This is a genomic window from Mesorhizobium sp. M0058 (assembly GCF_040323095.1).
GTDB lineage: Bacteria > Pseudomonadota > Alphaproteobacteria > Rhizobiales > Rhizobiaceae > Mesorhizobium.
On sequence record NZ_JAMYUQ010000016.1, the window covers coordinates 113,499 to 129,603 of the forward strand.

Consider the following 16,105-nt stretch of genomic DNA (forward strand, 5'->3'; position numbering starts at 1 on the left):
GCAAGGACAGCTATGTCCGTCGTTGCCCCCACCTTTAACAAGCCGATGTTGCGGTGCAAGTCTCATCGCACCTAGACCGTTGGGTAGGGCACCAGGCGACCGGCAAGGCTGTCATCACCAGCGCCAGCGTTGCGCTGCGTTCCTTGTCCCGACCACCTAGACCGGGTCGTTGTCGGTCGTCGGTTGCTCCGCGGCGGGAGCCTGTGACCATGCCGCATTGCACAATTTTGCGACCTTGCCCACAATGCACGCATGGTCCGCAGCTCACTCGCCGTCCTGGTCATCGACGAAAACCGTATCCGCGCCGCGATCATCGAGGCAGGTTTGCGCGAGGCCGGCCATGAGCGGGTCACCGTCATCCACGACGTGACCGGCATTGCGCGGCGCATCGCCGAGATCGAGCCGGACGTCATCGTCATCGACCTGGAAAACCCGAACCGCGACATGCTGGAAAACATGTTCCAGCTGTCGCGTGCGGTGAAGCGGCCGATCGCCATGTTCGTCGACCGATCGGACCAGGCATCGATCGAAGCGGCGGTCGATGCCGGCGTTTCGGCCTATGTCGTCGACGGCCTCAGGCAAGAGCGCGTCAAGCCGATCCTGGACATGGCGGTCAGCCGCTTCAACGCTTTCTCGCGCATGGCGCGCGAGCTGGAAGAGGTTCGAGGGGAGCTTGAGAGCCGCAAGGTGATCGACCGTGCCAAGGGCATCCTGATGAAGTCGCGCGGCCTGACCGAAGAGGCCGCCTACACGCTGCTGCGCAAGACGGCGATGAACCAGAACCGCAAGATCGGCGACATTGCTCAGAGCCTGGTGACTGCCGCCGGGCTGCTCGGGCCGTCGGAGGACGAATGAGCATGAGCGCCGAGCACCAGATCACCGCCGGCTTCATGCCGCTCTTCGACAGTGCCGTGCTGGTTGCGGCGGGTGAGCTTGGATTTGCCGCGCGCGAGGGCATCGATCTCACACTTCACCGCGAGACCTCCTGGGCCAACATCCGCGACCGCATCGCCATCGGCCATTTCCACCTGGCGCACATGCTGGGGCCGATGCCGCTCGCCTGCAATCTCGGGCTGACGCCGCTTGCTTCCGAGACCATCGTGCCGTTTTCGCTCGGGCTTGGCGGCAATTGCGTCACCATCTCCAACGCCGTCTGGGAAGGCATGGCGGCACACGGCGCCATACCCGATCTCGAGCCCGCGCGCGCGGGCGCAGCCCTCGGTGCCTTCATTCGCGACCGCGCCGGGGCTGGCGGCGATCCGCTGCGCTTTGCCGTGGTTCACCCGCATTCGGGGCATAATTACGAACTGCGCTACTGGCTTGCCGGGTGCGGCATCGATCCGGAGCGCGAGATCGAGATCGTCATCGTGCCACCGCCCTTCATGGCCGATGCGCTGGTCGCCGGGCGGATCGACGGCTACTGCGTCGGCGAGCCCTGGAACAGCGCCTCGGTCGCCGCCGGCACCGGCCATATCGTCACCGTCAAGGCGCTGCTGTGGCGCAACAGTCCGGAGAAGGTGATCGGCGTGCGCAAGGCGTGGTCGCAGGAGAACCCGGTCGCGCTGGCAGCATTGCTGCGCGCGCTGCATCATTCGGCGCGCTGGTGCCAGGATCGGCGCAACCACGCCGAACTGGCTGGTGTGATGGCTCAAGCTGGCTTCCTGGGCCTGCCACCAGCTGTCCAGATGCCGATCCTGACCGGCCATCTTGAACTGGGCGGCGGCGCCGAACTGGATGTCGACGACTTCTTCCTGCCCTTCGACAAGGCGGCGAACTTTCCGTGGAAGAGCCATGCGCTGTGGTTCTATACGCAGATGGTGCGCTGGGGGCATGTCGAGCACACGCCGGAAAACCTTGCTATCGCCCGTGACTGCTACCGTCCGGACCTCTACCGCTCGGCGCTAAAGCCGCTTGGCGTTGCACTTCCCGGCGCCAATGCGAAGGTCGAGGGCGCGCTTAAGGTCGCCACGGCTGTCGGTGCGACCGGGGCAGGCTTGGTGCTTGGGCCGGACGGCTTCTTCGACGGTCAGACCTTCGACCCCGACGAGATCGACGGCTATATAGCGCGCCAGAAAGCCGCTCGCGCGGAAGCCTGATCATTCTCGCGCCATTCTTGTGCATTGCACAAAAAATGTGCGTGCGATTGCTGTAGTGAACAATCTTTGATCTGCTTGCGATGTCGGCTCGCGTGCCGGCATCTGGCGCGTAATGTTGATTTCATTTAGGTTTTTCGTTTCACCCAAAACTGGCACGGTTCCTGCTTTGAATTAGTCAGGCCCTTCGCGGGTCACGGAACAGGCGTCCAATGGCGGGCGCCACAGGCAAAGCTGCCGCTCAGGTCAACGACGCGATCCCGGATGTACGGACGCGCGAGGCCTGGACGGCGGCTTTTTTGTTTTGGCCACTCGACGAAGCCCTCGCGTTCAACCGGAGATCACGATGAAAGAAAAAATAGGGAAATGGATCGGGACGGGAACATCGCTCAAGGATGTGACGCGCCGCGATTTTCTTGTCAGCAGCGCCATGACGGCCGGCCTGTTCGTGGCGGCCCGCAAGCTCTTCCCCTCGGGCGCCTATGCCGCCACGACCGCTCCGGAGGTCACCGGCGCCAAGCTCGGCTTCATCGCGCTGACCGACGCGGCGCCGCTGATGATCGCCAAGGAGAAGGGGCTGTTCGCCAAGTTCGGCATGCCCGACGTCGAGGTGCTCAAGCAGGCCTCCTGGGGCGCGACGCGCGACAATCTGATGCTCGGCGGCGCAGCCAACGGCATCGACGGCGCTCACATCCTGACGCCGCTGCCCTATCTCATGCACACCGGCAAGGTGACGCAGAACAACCAGCCGATGCCGATGGCTATCGTGGCGCGGCTCAACTACGACTGCCAGGGCATTTCGGTTGCGCAGGAATACGCCGGCACCGGTGTCGGCCTCGACGCCTCCAAGCTGAAGGACGCCTTCGCCGCCAAGAAGGCGGCCGGCAAGGAAATCAAGGCCGCCATGACGTTCCCGGGCGGCACCCATGATTTGTGGCTCCGTTACTGGCTGGCCGCCGGCGGCATCGATCCCGACAAGGACGTCTCGACCATTGTCGTGCCGCCGCCGCAGATGGTCGCCAACATGAAAGTCGGCAACATGGACGTGTTCTGCGTTGGCGAACCGTGGAACGAACAGCTCGTCCACCAAGGCGTTGGTTTCACCGCCGCCACCACCGGCGAACTGTGGAAGGGTCATCCCGAAAAGGCGCTCGGCCTCCGCGCCGAATTCATCGACAAATACCCGAACGCCACCAAGGCGATCGTGATGGCCGTCATGGAGGCCCAGCAATGGTGCGAGGCCACGGAGAACAAGGACGAGATGGCCGCCATCATCGGCAAGCGGCAATGGATGAACGTGCCTGTCGCCGACATTATCGGCCGCCTCAAGGGCGACATCAACTACGGCAACGGCCGCGTGGCCACCGGCACTGACCTCTACATGAAATTCTGGAAGGGTGGCGTCTCCTATCCCTACAAGAGCCACGACAGCTGGTTCCTCGCCGAAAACATCCGTTGGGGAAAATTCGCGCCGACCACCGACATCAAGACGCTGGTCGATCAGGTCAATCGCGAGGATATCTGGCGCGAGGCGGCGAAGGATCTCGGCGTTGCCGCAGCCGATATTCCGGCCTCGTCGTCGCGCGGCGTCGAGACCTTCTTCGACGGCAAGATTTTCGACCCGGCCAACCCGTCGGCCTATCTCGACAGCCTGAAGATCAAGGCATCGGCTTGACCAGCGCAAACGGCGCGTTCCGCCGTTTGTCGCCCCAGCGCAACGGCGCTTCGCCGTTGTCGCCCGCACCGACCCCGGAGTTATACCCAGACATGTCCATCCAAGCCATTGAGGAAACCACGGTGAAGGCGTTCCCCGCCAAGCCTGCCGCAGTCATCGCTTTCACCGCCAAAGCGCGGCGCCGCTTCGACCCGATCGCGATCGCCGGCAGGCTGGCCACCGCCCTGGTGCCGCCGGTCATCGTTATCGCCTTCATGCTGGTCGTGTGGCAGATCGCCTGCTCGTCGCCGACCGCCAGCCTACCGCCGCCCAGCCAGGTGTGGAACGAGGCCTATGACCTGATCGCGCATCCGTTCTTCAACAACGGCCCGCAGGATATCGGCCTTGCGTGGCGGGTGCTGATCTCTCTGCAGCGCGTCGCCATCGGCTTCGGCCTGGCGGCGATCGTCGGCGTCGCGCTCGGCGCCCTGGTCGGCCAGTCGATCTGGGCCATGCGTGGCCTCGATCCGGTGTTCCAGATACTGCGCACCGTGCCGCCGCTGGCCTGGTTGCCGCTGTCGCTGGCTGCTTTCCGCGATTCCAGCCCGTCGGCGCTGTTCGTTATCTTCATCACCTCGATCTGGCCGATCATCATCAACACCGCCGTCGGCGTGCGAAACATTCCGGAAGACTACCGCAACGTCTCGCGCATCTTGCGGCTCAACCAGTTCGAATTCTTCGTCAAGATCATGGTTCCGGCCGCCGCACCCTACATCTTCACCGGCCTCAGAATCGGCATCGGCCTGTCCTGGCTCGCCATCGTCGCCGCCGAAATGCTGACCGGCGGCGTCGGCATCGGCTTCTTCATCTGGGACGCCTGGAACTCGTCGCGGCTGCCCGACATCATCGTCGCGCTCGCCTATATCGGCGTCACCGGCTTCTGCCTCGACCGCCTGGTCGCTGCGGTCGGCGCTTTCGTCACCCGCGGCACAACGGCAAAGTGAGGAGAGGGCGATGACGGCCTATCTGAAGCTCGACCATATCGACAAATCCTTTGCCCGCGGCGGTCAGGTCAGCGAGGTGCTCAAGGACATCAGGCTGACCATCGACAAGGGCGAATTCGTCTCCATCATCGGCCATTCCGGCTGTGGCAAGTCGACCTTGCTCAATCTGATCGCCGGGCTGACCAAGGTTTCCGCCGGCGCCGTGCTGCTTGAAAACAAGGAGGTCGACAGCCCCGGACCCGAGCGCGCCGTGGTGTTCCAGAACCACAGCCTGCTGCCATGGCTCACCGTCTACGAAAACATCAGCCTGGCGGTGTCGAAAGTCTTTGGCCGTTCCAAGAGCAGGACCGAGCGACATGACTGGATCATGCGCAATCTCGATCTCGTGCAGATGGCCCATGCCAAGGACAAGCGGCCGGCCGAAATATCGGGCGGCATGAAGCAGCGCGTCGGCATTGCCCGGGCGCTTGCCATGGAGCCGAAGATCCTGTTGCTCGACGAGCCGTTCGGGGCACTCGACGCGCTGACGCGCGCCCATCTGCAGGATGCGGTTATGGACATCCATTCCAGGCTCGGCTCGACGACGATCATGATCACCCACGATGTCGACGAGGCGGTGCTGTTGTCCGACCGCATCGTCATGATGACCAACGGTCCGGCGGCGACAATCGGCGAGGTGCTTGCGGTGCCGCTGCTGCGGCCGCGTCGACGCGTCGAACTCTCTTCCGACCGCACCTTCCTGCGCTGCCGCGAAGCGGTGCTGAAGTTCCTCTATGAACGCCACCGCTTCGTCGAAGCCGCGGAGTAACGCCATGACCGAAAAACTCGTCATCATCGGCAACGGCATGGCCCCCGGGCGCATGCTGGAGCATCTGCTCGAACAGGCGCCGGGCCGCTACACCGTGACCATTTTCAACGCCGAGCCGCGGGTGAACTACGACCGCATCATGCTGTCGCCGGTTCTCTCCGGCGAAAAGGCCTATGAGGAAATCATCATCCACGGCGACGGCTGGTACATCGCCAACAACATCACCCTCTACAAAGGTCACAAGATCGTCGCCATCGACCGGGCGGCCAAGACAGTCACCTCCGATCACGGCGTCACCGAGCCTTACGACAAGCTCGTCATCGCCACCGGATCGGTGCCCTTTATCATTCCGGTGCCCGGCCATGATCTGCCGGGGGTGCTGACCTATCGCGACCTCGACGATGTTCAGGCCATGATGCTTGCCGCCCAGTCGCGCGCCAAGGCCGTGGTCATCGGCGGCGGCCTGCTCGGGCTGGAGGCGGCAGCAGGTTTGAACGCCCAAGGCATGGACGTCACCGTGCTGCATGTCATGCCGACATTGATGGAGCGTCAGCTCGATCCAGCCGCCGGCTATCTCCTGCAGCGCGCGGTGGAACAGCGCGGCATCAAGGTCATCACCAAGGCCAACACCCAGGCGATCACCGGCAACGGCAAGGTCGGGCAGGTGGAGCTTGCCGACGGCACTATTATCCCGGCAACGCTGGTGGTGATGGCGGTCGGCATCCGGCCGAATGCGGCGCTGGCCAGGGAGGCCGGCATAGCCGTCAATCGTGGTATTGTCGTCGATGCCGGCATGCGCAGCAACGACCCCGACATCTACGCGCTCGGCGAATGCGCCGAGGTCTACGGCCAGGTCTACGGGCTGGTCGCGCCGCTCTACGAGATGGCGCGCGTTGCCGCGAACCAGTTGGCCGGCAACGAGGCAGCGGCCTTCGTCCACATGGACACGCCGACCAAGCTCAAGGTCACCGGCATCGACCTGTTCTCGCTTGGCGACTTCGCCGAAGGCGAGGACCGCCAGGAGATCGTGCTGCGCGATGCCGCCGCCGGCGTCTACAAGCGCCTTGTGCTCAAGGACGACCGCATCATCGGCACCGTGCTTTATGGCGAGACGGCGGATGGGGCCTGGTTCAACGATCTCAAGAAGAAGCAGACCGACATATCGGAGATGCGCGACACGCTCATCTTCGGCCAGTCCTACCAGGGGGGTGCCCCGCTGGACCCTATGGCGGCCGTTGCAGCCTTGCCGGATGATGCGGAAATCTGCGGCTGCAACGGCGTTTGCAAGGGCAAGATCACCGGCGCGATCACGGCCAAGGGCCTGGCTTCGCTCGACGACGTGCGCGCCCACACCAAGGCATCGGCTTCCTGCGGTTCGTGCACCGGGCTGGTCGAGAAGCTGATGGTGCTGACCATCGGCGACAAATACAACCCGGCCGCCGTGCAACCGATGTGCGGCTGCACCACGCTCGGCCATGACGAGGTGCGCCGGCTGATCATCGCCAAGAGCCTGAAGACCATTCCCGCCGTCATGCAGGAGCTGGAATGGACGACCTCCTGCGGCTGCGCAAAATGTCGGCCGGCGCTCAACTACTACCTCGTCTGCGACTGGCCGAACGATTACGCCGACGACTATCAGTCGCGCTTCATCAACGAACGCGTCCACGCCAACATCCAGAAGGACGGCACCTATTCGGTGGTGCCGCGCATGTGGGGCGGCGTCACCAACGCCGCCGAACTGCGCGCCATCGCCGACGTCGTCGACAAGTTCGAGATACCGATGGTCAAGGTCACCGGCGGCCAGCGCATCGACATGCTGGGCATCCGCAAGGAGGATCTGCCGGCGGTGTGGGCCGATCTCGGCCAGGCCGGCTTCGTCTCAGGCCATGCTTACGCCAAGGGCCTGCGCACGGTGAAGACCTGTGTCGGCTCCGACTGGTGCCGCTTCGGCACGCAGGATTCGACCGGCCTCGGCATTCGCATCGAGAAATTCATGTGGGGCTCGTGGACCCCGGCCAAGGTCAAAATGGCGGTGTCGGGCTGTCCGCGCAACTGCGCCGAGGCGACCTGCAAGGATGTCGGCGTGATCTGTGTCGACAGTGGCTACGAGATCCATTTCGCCGGCGCCGCCGGCCTCGACATCAAGGGCACCGAAGTGCTTGGCCTGGTCAAGACCGAGGACGAGGCGCTGGAGCATATCGTGGCGCTGACGCAGATGTACCGCGAGCAGGGCCGCTATCTCGAGCGCATCTACAAATGGGCCAAGCGCATCGGTATCCCCGAGATCAAGCGCCAGATCATGGACGACGGTGCCAAGCGCAAGGCCTATTACGAACGCTTCGTCTTCAGCCAGAAATTCGCCCAAGTCGACCCGTGGTCGGAACGCGTCTCCGGCAAGGACAAGCACGAGTTCCGGCCAATGGCTTCTGTCGGGTTTGCGCAGGCTGCGGAGTGATTAAAATGGACTGGATCGCAATCGGCTCGCTCTCCGACATCCCCCGCCGCGGCGCGCGCTGCGTCGACACACCCGAGGGTAAGATCGCCGTCTTCCGCACGCAGGACGATCAGGTCTATGCCATCGACGACCATTGCCCGCACAAGGGTGGGCCGCTGAGCCAAGGCATCGTCCACGGCACCGCCGTCACCTGCCCCTTGCACAATTGGGTCATTTCGCTGGAGACGGGCAAGGCGCTCGGCGCCGACGAGGGCGTGGTGCGCACCATTCCTGTGCGGATCGAGGGCGAGCACCTGTTCATTGCGCTGAAAGCGCTGGCCAGCCGCGCGGCCTGAAGCATGGAACCTGGCGAAGCGCGCGAGGTGAGGACCACCTGCCCCTATTGCGGGGTAGGTTGCGGCGTGCTGGCGAAGGTCGCCGCGGACGGTGAAGTCACTGTCCGCGGCGACCCCGACCATCCAGCCAATTTCGGTAGGCTCTGCTCGAAGGGTTCCGCGCTTGCCGAGACCATCGACCTCGACGGCAGGCTGCTCTACCCCGAAATCCACGGCCGCCATGCCGGCTGGGACGAGGCGCTCGATCTCGTCGCTTCGACCCTCTCGCAAACCATCGCCGAGCATGGTCCGGACTCCGTCGCCTTCTATGTCTCGGGCCAGTTGCTGACCGAAGACTATTATGTCGCCAACAAGCTGATGAAGGGCTTCATCGGCTCGGCCAACATCGACACCAATTCCCGCCTGTGCATGGCCTCGTCGGTTGCCGGCCACCGCCGCGCCTTCGGCTCCGACACCGTGCCCGGCACTTACGAGGATCTCGAGCTCGCCGACCTGATCGTGCTGGTCGGCTCCAATCTCGCCTGGTGCCATCCCGTGCTCTTCCAGCGCATCGCGACGGCCCGGGAAAAACGACCGGAGATGAAGGTCGTGCTGGTCGACCCGCGCCGCACAATGACCGCTGATATCGCCGACATGCACCTGGCGATCGCGCCGGATGGCGACGTTGCTTTGTTCACTGGTCTGCTCGCCTGGCTTGGCCAGCACAACGCGCTCGACCGCGCCTACATCACCGCCCACACGACTGGCTTCGGGCAAGCGCTCTTCGCCGCCTCGAAACTCGATCTTGCCGGCGCTGCCGCCGCCACCGGCTTGAGCGAAGAGGAGCTTGCCCGCTTCTACAGCCTGTTTGCCGCCACAGCGAAGACCGTCACCGTCTACAGCCAAGGCGTCAACCAGTCGTCTTCGGGCACCGACAAGGTCAACGCCATCATCAACTGCCATCTTGCCACCGGCCGCATCGGCAAACCTGGGGCCGGACCGTTTTCAGTGACCGGCCAGCCCAACGCCATGGGCGGCCGCGAGGTCGGCGGCATGGCCAATATGCTGGCCGCCCATATGGAGATCGAAAACCCCGAGCACCGCGACCGCGTGCAGCGTTTCTGGAATGCGCCGGCCGTCGCCCCAAAGCCCGGTCTGAAGGCGGTCGAGATGTTTCAGGCGATCGCTGCCGGGCGCATCAAGGCATTGTGGATCATGGCCACCAACCCGGTCGATTCGATGCCGGACGCCGATGCCGTCGAGGCAGCGATCAAGGCTTGCCCGTTCGTCGTGGTGTCGGACGTGCTGGCGAGCACGGACACCGTGCGCCACGCCCATGTGCGGCTGCCTGCCGCCGCATGGGGCGAGAAGGACGGCACCGTGACCAATTCAGAGCGCCGCATCTCGCGCCAGCGCAGTTTTCTTGCAGTGCCCGGTGAGGCGCGGCCGGATTGGTTGATCGTCGCCGAGGTGGGCAAGCGGATGGGGTTTGACGAGGCGTTTTCCTATTCGTCGCCAGCGGAAATCTTCGCCGAACACGCCGCGCTGTCCGGGTTCGAGAATGACGGCGCACGGGATTTCGATATTGGTGGTTATGCTGGTGTTGATAAGGAGGCCTATGCAGCGCTTGAGCCTTTCCAATGGCCGGCGCCGAGCCCAGCCACCCCCCTCTGGCCTGCCGGCCATCTCCCCCGCAAGGGGGGAGATCAGCCGTCGCCTCGGCCTTCGCCAATTACCAACGATGCAGAAGATATGCCGGCGTCAAAGCTGCCAATCTCCCCCCTTGCGGGGGAGATGTCCGGCAGGACAGAGGGGGGTGTTCAAGCGGGACTTGACCCTTCCAGCACCCGCTTCTTCGCCAACGGCAATTTCTACAATCCCGACCGCAAGGCGCGCTTCATCGCCATTCGTCCCATCGTCGAGACACGCACCAGCCCGGACTATCCGCTGATCCTCAACACCGGCCGTGTTCGCGACCATTGGCACACGATGACCCGCACTGGGAAAAGCCCACGTCTCTCCCAGCACATGGCCGAGCCCTTCGTCGAGATCCACCCGGCGGATGCCACGCATCACGGCATTGGCGACGCCGACATCGTGCGCGTCTCCAGCCTGCGCGGGGATGTGCTGGTGCGCGCGCTGGTGACGGCACGCCAGCGCCGGGGGAGCGTGTTTGCGCCGATGCACTGGACCGATCAGTTTTCGGCAAAGGGCCGCCTCGACACGCTGACCGCGCCTCTGACCGATCCGGTTTCCGGCCAACCTGCGCTGAAACATGTCGGCGCCCGCATCGAGAAGTTCGCCGCGAGAGCCTTCGGCTTTGCTGTGGTGCGCCGAAAGCCGGTGCCGGTCGCAGCAGATTACTGGGCCGTGGCCAAATGCAAGGGCGGCTGGCGGGTAGAGCTTGCTTTTGCTGACGACGACATCGACTGGGCTGGTTTCGCTGGTTCGCTCTTCGATGTTCCCGTAGCCGATATGCTCGCCTATCACGACCGCGATTCCGGCCAGCATCGCATTGCTGCCTTCGACGACCAGCACCTCGCCGGGGCTTTGTTTATCGCGTCCGGCCCGGTGGCGGTTTCGCGCGGTTGGGCGGCACAACAGCTCGAGGAGGTCTACACCAGCCAGCGCGAACGCTTCAGGATCGTCGCCGGTCGCGCCGGCGCCGATCGGCCCGATGCGGGCGCGACCGTCTGCTCCTGTTTCAACGTCGGGGTCAACCAGATCGCGGCGGCAGTGGCAGCCGGGTGCACGACAGTCGAAGCCATAGGCGGCGCCCTGAAGGCCGGCACCAATTGCGGCTCCTGCCGGTCCGAGATCCGGGCGGTCATTCAGGCCAATCGGGTTCAGGCTGCGGAGTAGGTGCGGCTGGATCTGACGATATCCTCTTGGGCCACCATGGTCATCGATTGCGGAAGGTGGTGGCTGTCTAATCCAGCCGGTCGCGCAGGATGCTCCAGGGAAGCAGCATATTCGGCGCATAGCGCACGAGGCTGTGCAGCGGGATCGGCGCTGGCGGCGCGAAGGGGAGCGGCAGATATCGGGCGTCCGTTCCGCTCGCCCAGTCCGCCAGAACTTTGCCCATTGCCGTGGTCATGGCGATGCCGCGGCCGTTGCAGGCGAAGCCGGCGATCAGGCCCGGGCCGAGGTCGATGAGACGCGGCAGGAAATCCGGCACCACCGCCGCCACGCCTGTCCAGCTGTAGGCAAGCGGCGGCAGGTCAGGCAAATCGAGATGCCTGGCGAGCCGTCGCCAAATCGTTTGCGGCAAGCGCGTCTCGGCGCCGGCGCCGACGACATGCATGCCGCCGCTGATCAGCCGGTTCTGGCCATCGAAGCGGCAGGTAAAGAGATTGCGCCTGGTGTCGCCGACGCCCTGGCCGCCCGGCAGCAGGCGCGCGCGTATGGCGCGCGGCAGCGGCGCGGTGGCGATCTGGAAGATTTTCAGCGGGATATAGGTCCGCGCCAAGGTCGGGTTCAGCTCTCCACCATAGGCGTTGGTGGCGACCAAGACCTTGCCCGCTCGCACAGTGCCGGACGCCGTCTTCAAGGCCCAGCCATCCGGAGTGCGGTCGATGGAAGTGACACGCGTCTGCTCGAAGATGCGCGCTCCTGCCTTTTCCGCGGCATCTGCCAGGCCGCGTGCGTACTCGACCGGATTGAGGACACCGCCCGAGTTATCCATCCAACCGCCGGCGTAGCCGCCGATACCGGTGAGCGTCGTGACCGCCATGGCATCGAGCGCAACGGTCGGCCTGCCCCGCGCCGCCCATTGCTCGGCGCGCGATCGCGTCTTTTCCAGCGCGGCGGACGAATGCGCCGGCTGGATCCAACCATTCTGCACAGCGTCGCATTCGATGCCGTGCCTCTTGATCAGGCCGAAGACGAGATCAGCGCTGCCGGCGGCGAAGTCAACCAGGCGCCCGCCGCGCTCGGGTCCGAGTTCGGTGATGATGTCGTCTGGATCCCGCTTGGCGAAGTTCGGAACGACGAAGCCGGCATTCCGGCCGGTCGCACCCCAAGCGATGAATTCGGCTTCGAGGACCGCGACCGAAAGCCCTTTCTCAGAGGCATGCAATGCCGTCGACAGGCCGGAAAAGCCGCCGCCCACAATCGCGAGATCGACGTCGAGTCCGCCTTGCAGCGCGCCCCTGTCGCGGCGGTTGCGGCTGACGGCATGCCAGAGCGAAACGCCATACGCTTGCTGCCGGATCATGGCATTCATGATCCGGCCTCGTTCTCGTTGGCCGCCGCCTTTGTCTGTGTGCCGGGCTTCGGTCGGCGCGGCCGGTCGCCGAACAATCCGTTAGGCCGGATCAGCAGGATGACGCAGAGCATGACGCCGATGGCGATGATCTGCAGTGAGGCCGCGCGTGCTTGCTGCTCGGGCGCAAACAGCACGCTGGTCAGCGTGCCCGACCCCGCCCATATCGCCCAGACCAGGATGCTGCCGGCAACGGCGCCGGCATTGCTGCCCGAGCCGCCGACGATCAGCATCACCCAGACCTGGAAGGTCAGGATCGGCAGATAGTTATCGGGCGCGATGAAGCCGGTGAAATGCGCCTGCAAAGCGCCGGCCAGCGCCATGATAGCGCCGCCGACGGCGAAGGCCTGGACGCGGTAGAAGCGCGCGCTCTTGCCCAGCGAAATCGCCGCTCGCTCGTCCTCGCGCAGCGCCTTGAGCACGCGGCCCCAGGGGCTGCGCGACAGGTGCTCCAGAGCGAGATAGGCGATCAGCGTCACAGCCGAAACGACGGCGAGGTTCGACAGGTTGAACAGCAGCGGCGTTTCGGCAAGGCCGCCGAACGGGCGCGGGATGAAACCGATGCCGAACGGGCCGCCGGTTGTTTTCTGCGCGTTGAGCGCGACCAGCTGCACGACGACGGCGACGCCGAAGGTGGTGATCGCCAGGTAGTCGGATCGCAGACGCAGCGTGGCCATGCCGGTAAGTGCTGCGGCGATACCGCCGACGACCATGGCGCCCGCCCAGCCGACCAGGATCGGCAGACCGAAGCCGCCGAAGCGCGCGGCATCGTCCGGGGTCGTCAGCAGCGCCGATGTATAGGCGCCGATGGCGACGAATCCGGCAAGGCCGACATTGAAAAGGCCAGTCAGCCCCCACTGCAGATTGAGCCCCAGTGTGACCAGCGAAAAGATCAGTGCGGTGGTCAGGAAGAAGGCGCCGTAGCCGAGCAGGTCCATCAGCGTTCCCTCACACCAAACAGGCCGATCGGCCGAACGAACAGCACCGCCATCAGGATGATGAAGGAGATTGCGGCGCGCCATTCGGCGCCGATCAGCTGCACCGCACCGGCTTCGGCAAGACCGATGATCAAGCCGCCGAGCACAGCGCCCGGAATGCTGCCGATGCCGCCGAGGATGGCTGCTGCAAACATCGGCAGCAGCATGTCGAAGCCCATGAACGGGCGGATCTGCACCAGAATGCCGATCATCACGCCGGCCACGCAGGCCAGCGCCCCGCCGATGATCCAGGTGACACGCACAACGGAGGCAACGTCGATACCGACGATGCGGGCCAGCGCTGCATTCTGGCTCAGCGCCTGCATGGAGCGGCCGGTCTGCGTGCGTGTCATCAACAGATGCACGCCGAGCACCAGCACTGCGGTCAGCAGCAGCAGCGCGATCTGATCGGACGTGATGCGGATGCCGAAGCCGACCGGCATGGCGATCTGGATCGTCCGGCTGAAATAGGTCGGGCGTGAGCTGAAGGTGAATTCGAGCAGGCTGCGCAGCGCCATCGAGGCGCCGAAGCTCGCCATCACCACGATGATGGCTTGCCCCTGCGAACGCAGCCGCGAAAACAGCACCTTGTCGAGCAACAGCGCCAGCAGGGCGGTGAAAGTCATGCCGACAACCAGCGCAACCAGCAGCGGCCAGCCGAAAGACAGCGGTCCAATGGGCGCCACCTTGCCGAACATCGCGCCGATGGCGCTGACGACGGCGAGCGTCGCATAGGTTCCCCAGGCCATGAAGTCGCCATGGGCAAAATTCGAGAAGCGCAGGATCGAATAGGTCAGCGTCACGCCGATGGCGCCAAGTCCGATCATCGAGCCGGTCAGCAACCCATCGACGACAAATTGCAGGCTCATGCCGCGCCTTCCTTGCCGGCGTGAGACGGGCGTTGGCCGAGATAGAGTTCGGCGACGACAGGATCGTTCCACAATTCGGACGCCACACCCTCGTGCCGGTCCTTGCCTTCGACCAGCACATAGGCGCGGTCGCCGATGGCCAGCGCTGCCTTGGCGTTCTGTTCGACCAGCAGGATGGTGACGCCGGACCTGCGGATGCCGGCCAGCATCTCGAACACCATCGATACGAATTTCGGCGACAGGCCGGCCGACGGCTCGTCGAGCACCAGCACCTTGGGATGGACGATCAGCGCGCGTGCGACGGCGAGCATCTGCCGCTGTCCGCCCGACAGATTGCCGGCGGCGGTGCGGCGCTGGCGGACGAGGTCGGGGAAGGCCGCATACATTTCCTCGATGCGGGCAGGGATTTCGCGTCGCTCGAGGATGCCGCAGGCGACTTTCAGATTGTCCTCGACCGACATCAGCGGAAAGATGTTCTCCGTCTGCGGTACGAAGGCGAGGCCGAGCCGGACCATGGTGTGGGCGGGCGCGGCGGTTATGTCCTTGCCGTCCAGGAACACCGCGCCGCCGGTGATCGGGACAAGGCCGGCGATCGCCTTGATGAAGCTCGACTTGCCGGCGCCGTTGGGGCCGAGCACGACGACGATCTCCCCCTTGCCGACGGTGATCGAGGCGCCGCGCACGATCGGCACGCCAAGCTCATAGCCGGCTTCGAGGTTGCGCACGTCGAGGACGGTCTCGTTCATGTGGCGCCCCCGAGATAAGCCTCGATGACGCGCGGGTCGCGGGCGACTTCCTCTGCCGTGCCTTCGCTGAGCAACTGGCCGCTCGCCATGACCAGCACGCGGTGGCAGAGCCGCGTTACCATGTCGATATTGTGCTCGATCAGCAGGAAGGTGATGCCGCGCGCGTTGATGTCGCGGATACGGTCGATGATGATCTCGAGCAGCGTCGCGTTGACGCCGGCCGCCGGTTCGTCGAGCAGGATGATCGCCGGGTCGGCCATCATGACGCGGGCGAGTTCGAGCAGCTTGCGCTGGCCGCCGGAAAGCACGCGTGCCGGCTCGTGCGCGAGATGGGTGAGAGTGACCAACTCCAGCAGCTCGAGCGCCTTTGTCCTGGCAGCCCTTTCTTGTGCCGCGACCCGACAAGGCGTGACGAAGTTGGCGAGCAATTTTTCGCCGGCTTGGCCCTGCGCCGCCAGCATGATGTTTTCGATCAGCGTCAGATTGGGCAGGGGGCGCGGGATCTGGAAGGTGCGGCCAAGACCACGGCCGATACGCAGATGAGCGGCTTCGCCGGAGACGCGCGTGCCATTGAGCAGGATATCGCCGCTGGTTGGCAATATGCTGCCCGCCAACAGATCGAACATCGTCGTCTTGCCGGCGCCATTCGGCCCGATCAGGCCGAGGATTTCGCCCGCTTTGACATCAAACGAGACATCGTTGACGGCGACAAGGCCGCCAAAACGCCTGACGACGTTTCGTGCCGTCAGAACCGGCGCACGGGTCTCCTGCCGTTGGCGCTCCGCTGCATCGCTCATCAAACCCTCTGGCCGAAGACGATCGTTGTCGCCTCCTGATTTTTGATTTGTGATCACACTTGCTTTGATCACGCTATTCGGCTTTAATTCCATTCGCAAGCCGAAAACGGGGCAAATGCCGGTA

13 protein-coding genes are annotated in these 16,105 nt (G+C 64.6%); 8 read left to right on the top strand and 5 right to left on the bottom strand.

The genetic code is table 11. The features are described 5' to 3' along the window. The first annotated feature begins 252 nt into the window (after positions 1 to 252). The 8 genes from NKJ75_RS25945 to NKJ75_RS25980 all read left to right on the top strand — a co-directional run bounded on the left by NKJ75_RS25945 (position 253) and on the right by NKJ75_RS25980 (position 11,190). Complete coding sequence (locus NKJ75_RS25945; protein WP_023667842.1) at positions 253 to 855, top strand: ANTAR domain-containing response regulator; 603 nt, start codon at positions 253 to 255, stop codon at positions 853 to 855. Positions 856 to 857: 2 nt separating this feature from the next. Continuing rightward, the gene (locus NKJ75_RS25950) at positions 858 to 2,096 is read left to right on the top strand and encodes a CmpA/NrtA family ABC transporter substrate-binding protein (RefSeq protein WP_023745649.1); all 1,239 of its coding nucleotides are present in this window, start codon (positions 858 to 860) and stop codon (positions 2,094 to 2,096) included. A gap of 343 nt (positions 2,097 to 2,439) precedes the next feature. Further along, on the top strand, positions 2,440 to 3,768 hold the full coding sequence (locus tag NKJ75_RS25955; protein ID WP_023745648.1) for a CmpA/NrtA family ABC transporter substrate-binding protein: 1,329 nt from the start codon (positions 2,440 to 2,442) through the stop codon (positions 3,766 to 3,768). Between the two features lie 92 nt (positions 3,769 to 3,860). Beyond that, entirely contained in the window at positions 3,861 to 4,751 is an 891-nt protein-coding gene (gene ntrB / locus NKJ75_RS25960; protein ID WP_023682697.1) for a nitrate ABC transporter permease, read from the top strand. Positions 4,752 to 4,761: 10 nt separating this feature from the next. Further along, entirely contained in the window at positions 4,762 to 5,559 is a 798-nt protein-coding gene (locus NKJ75_RS25965; protein ID WP_023667847.1) for an ABC transporter ATP-binding protein, read from the top strand. 4 nt (positions 5,560 to 5,563) lie between these two features. Further along, positions 5,564 to 8,014, top strand: coding sequence for a nitrite reductase large subunit NirB (nirB, locus tag NKJ75_RS25970; RefSeq protein WP_023686953.1), 2,451 nt, complete (start codon positions 5,564 to 5,566; stop codon positions 8,012 to 8,014). A 5-nt stretch (positions 8,015 to 8,019) separates the two neighbouring features. Further along, positions 8,020 to 8,349, top strand: a complete 330-nt coding sequence (gene nirD / locus NKJ75_RS25975) for a nitrite reductase small subunit NirD (RefSeq protein ID WP_023745647.1) — start codon at positions 8,020 to 8,022, stop codon at positions 8,347 to 8,349. Between the two features lie 3 nt (positions 8,350 to 8,352). Further along, entirely contained in the window at positions 8,353 to 11,190 is a 2,838-nt protein-coding gene (locus NKJ75_RS25980; protein WP_031247200.1) for a nitrate reductase, read from the top strand. A 67-nt stretch (positions 11,191 to 11,257) separates the two neighbouring features. Here NKJ75_RS25980 and NKJ75_RS25985 read toward each other — a convergent pair whose 3' ends face one another. Genes NKJ75_RS25985 through NKJ75_RS26005 form a run of 5 tightly spaced genes read right to left on the bottom strand, consistent with a single transcriptional unit; the run spans position 11,258 to position 15,981 of the window. Beyond that, entirely contained in the window at positions 11,258 to 12,553 is a 1,296-nt protein-coding gene (locus tag NKJ75_RS25985; protein ID WP_023682692.1) for an NAD(P)/FAD-dependent oxidoreductase, read from the bottom strand. Further along, entirely contained in the window at positions 12,550 to 13,533 is a 984-nt protein-coding gene (locus NKJ75_RS25990; protein WP_023682691.1) for a branched-chain amino acid ABC transporter permease, read from the bottom strand. Before NKJ75_RS25990 ends, NKJ75_RS25985 begins: the two co-directional genes overlap by 4 nt. Further along, positions 13,530 to 14,438, bottom strand: a complete 909-nt coding sequence (locus NKJ75_RS25995) for a branched-chain amino acid ABC transporter permease (protein WP_352500347.1) — start codon at positions 14,436 to 14,438, stop codon at positions 13,530 to 13,532. The genes NKJ75_RS25990 and NKJ75_RS25995 overlap by 4 nt, the downstream gene beginning before the upstream one ends. Then, positions 14,435 to 15,184, bottom strand: coding sequence for a branched-chain amino acid ABC transporter ATP-binding protein (locus tag NKJ75_RS26000; RefSeq protein ID WP_352500348.1), 750 nt, complete (start codon positions 15,182 to 15,184; stop codon positions 14,435 to 14,437). The genes NKJ75_RS25995 and NKJ75_RS26000 overlap by 4 nt, the downstream gene beginning before the upstream one ends. Next, entirely contained in the window at positions 15,181 to 15,981 is an 801-nt protein-coding gene (locus NKJ75_RS26005) for an ABC transporter ATP-binding protein (protein ID WP_352460169.1), read from the bottom strand. The genes NKJ75_RS26000 and NKJ75_RS26005 overlap by 4 nt, the downstream gene beginning before the upstream one ends. Between the last annotated feature and the right edge of the window lie 124 nt (positions 15,982 to 16,105).

Excerpts from the sequence above, each read along its gene's own strand:
- nirD (WP_023745647.1), top strand. The coding sequence starts at position 8,020 with ATGGACTGGATCGCAATCGGCTCGCTCTCCGACATCCCCCGCCGCGGC.
- NKJ75_RS25965 (WP_023667847.1), top strand. The coding sequence starts at position 4,762 with ATGACGGCCTATCTGAAGCTCGACCATATCGACAAATCCTTTGCCCGC.
- NKJ75_RS25955 (WP_023745648.1), top strand. The coding sequence starts at position 2,440 with ATGAAAGAAAAAATAGGGAAATGGATCGGGACGGGAACATCGCTCAAG.
- NKJ75_RS26005 (WP_352460169.1), bottom strand. The coding sequence starts at position 15,981 with ATGAGCGATGCAGCGGAGCGCCAACGGCAGGAGACCCGTGCGCCGGTT.
- NKJ75_RS25945 (WP_023667842.1), top strand. The coding sequence starts at position 253 with ATGGTCCGCAGCTCACTCGCCGTCCTGGTCATCGACGAAAACCGTATC.
- nirB (WP_023686953.1), top strand. The coding sequence starts at position 5,564 with ATGACCGAAAAACTCGTCATCATCGGCAACGGCATGGCCCCCGGGCGC.
- NKJ75_RS26000 (WP_352500348.1), bottom strand. The coding sequence starts at position 15,184 with ATGAACGAGACCGTCCTCGACGTGCGCAACCTCGAAGCCGGCTATGAG.
- NKJ75_RS25985 (WP_023682692.1), bottom strand. The coding sequence starts at position 12,553 with ATGAATGCCATGATCCGGCAGCAAGCGTATGGCGTTTCGCTCTGGCAT.
- NKJ75_RS25950 (WP_023745649.1), top strand. The coding sequence starts at position 858 with ATGAGCGCCGAGCACCAGATCACCGCCGGCTTCATGCCGCTCTTCGAC.
- ntrB (WP_023682697.1), top strand. The coding sequence starts at position 3,861 with ATGTCCATCCAAGCCATTGAGGAAACCACGGTGAAGGCGTTCCCCGCC.
- NKJ75_RS25995 (WP_352500347.1), bottom strand. The coding sequence starts at position 14,438 with ATGAGCCTGCAATTTGTCGTCGATGGGTTGCTGACCGGCTCGATGATC.
- NKJ75_RS25980 (WP_031247200.1), top strand. The coding sequence starts at position 8,353 with ATGGAACCTGGCGAAGCGCGCGAGGTGAGGACCACCTGCCCCTATTGC.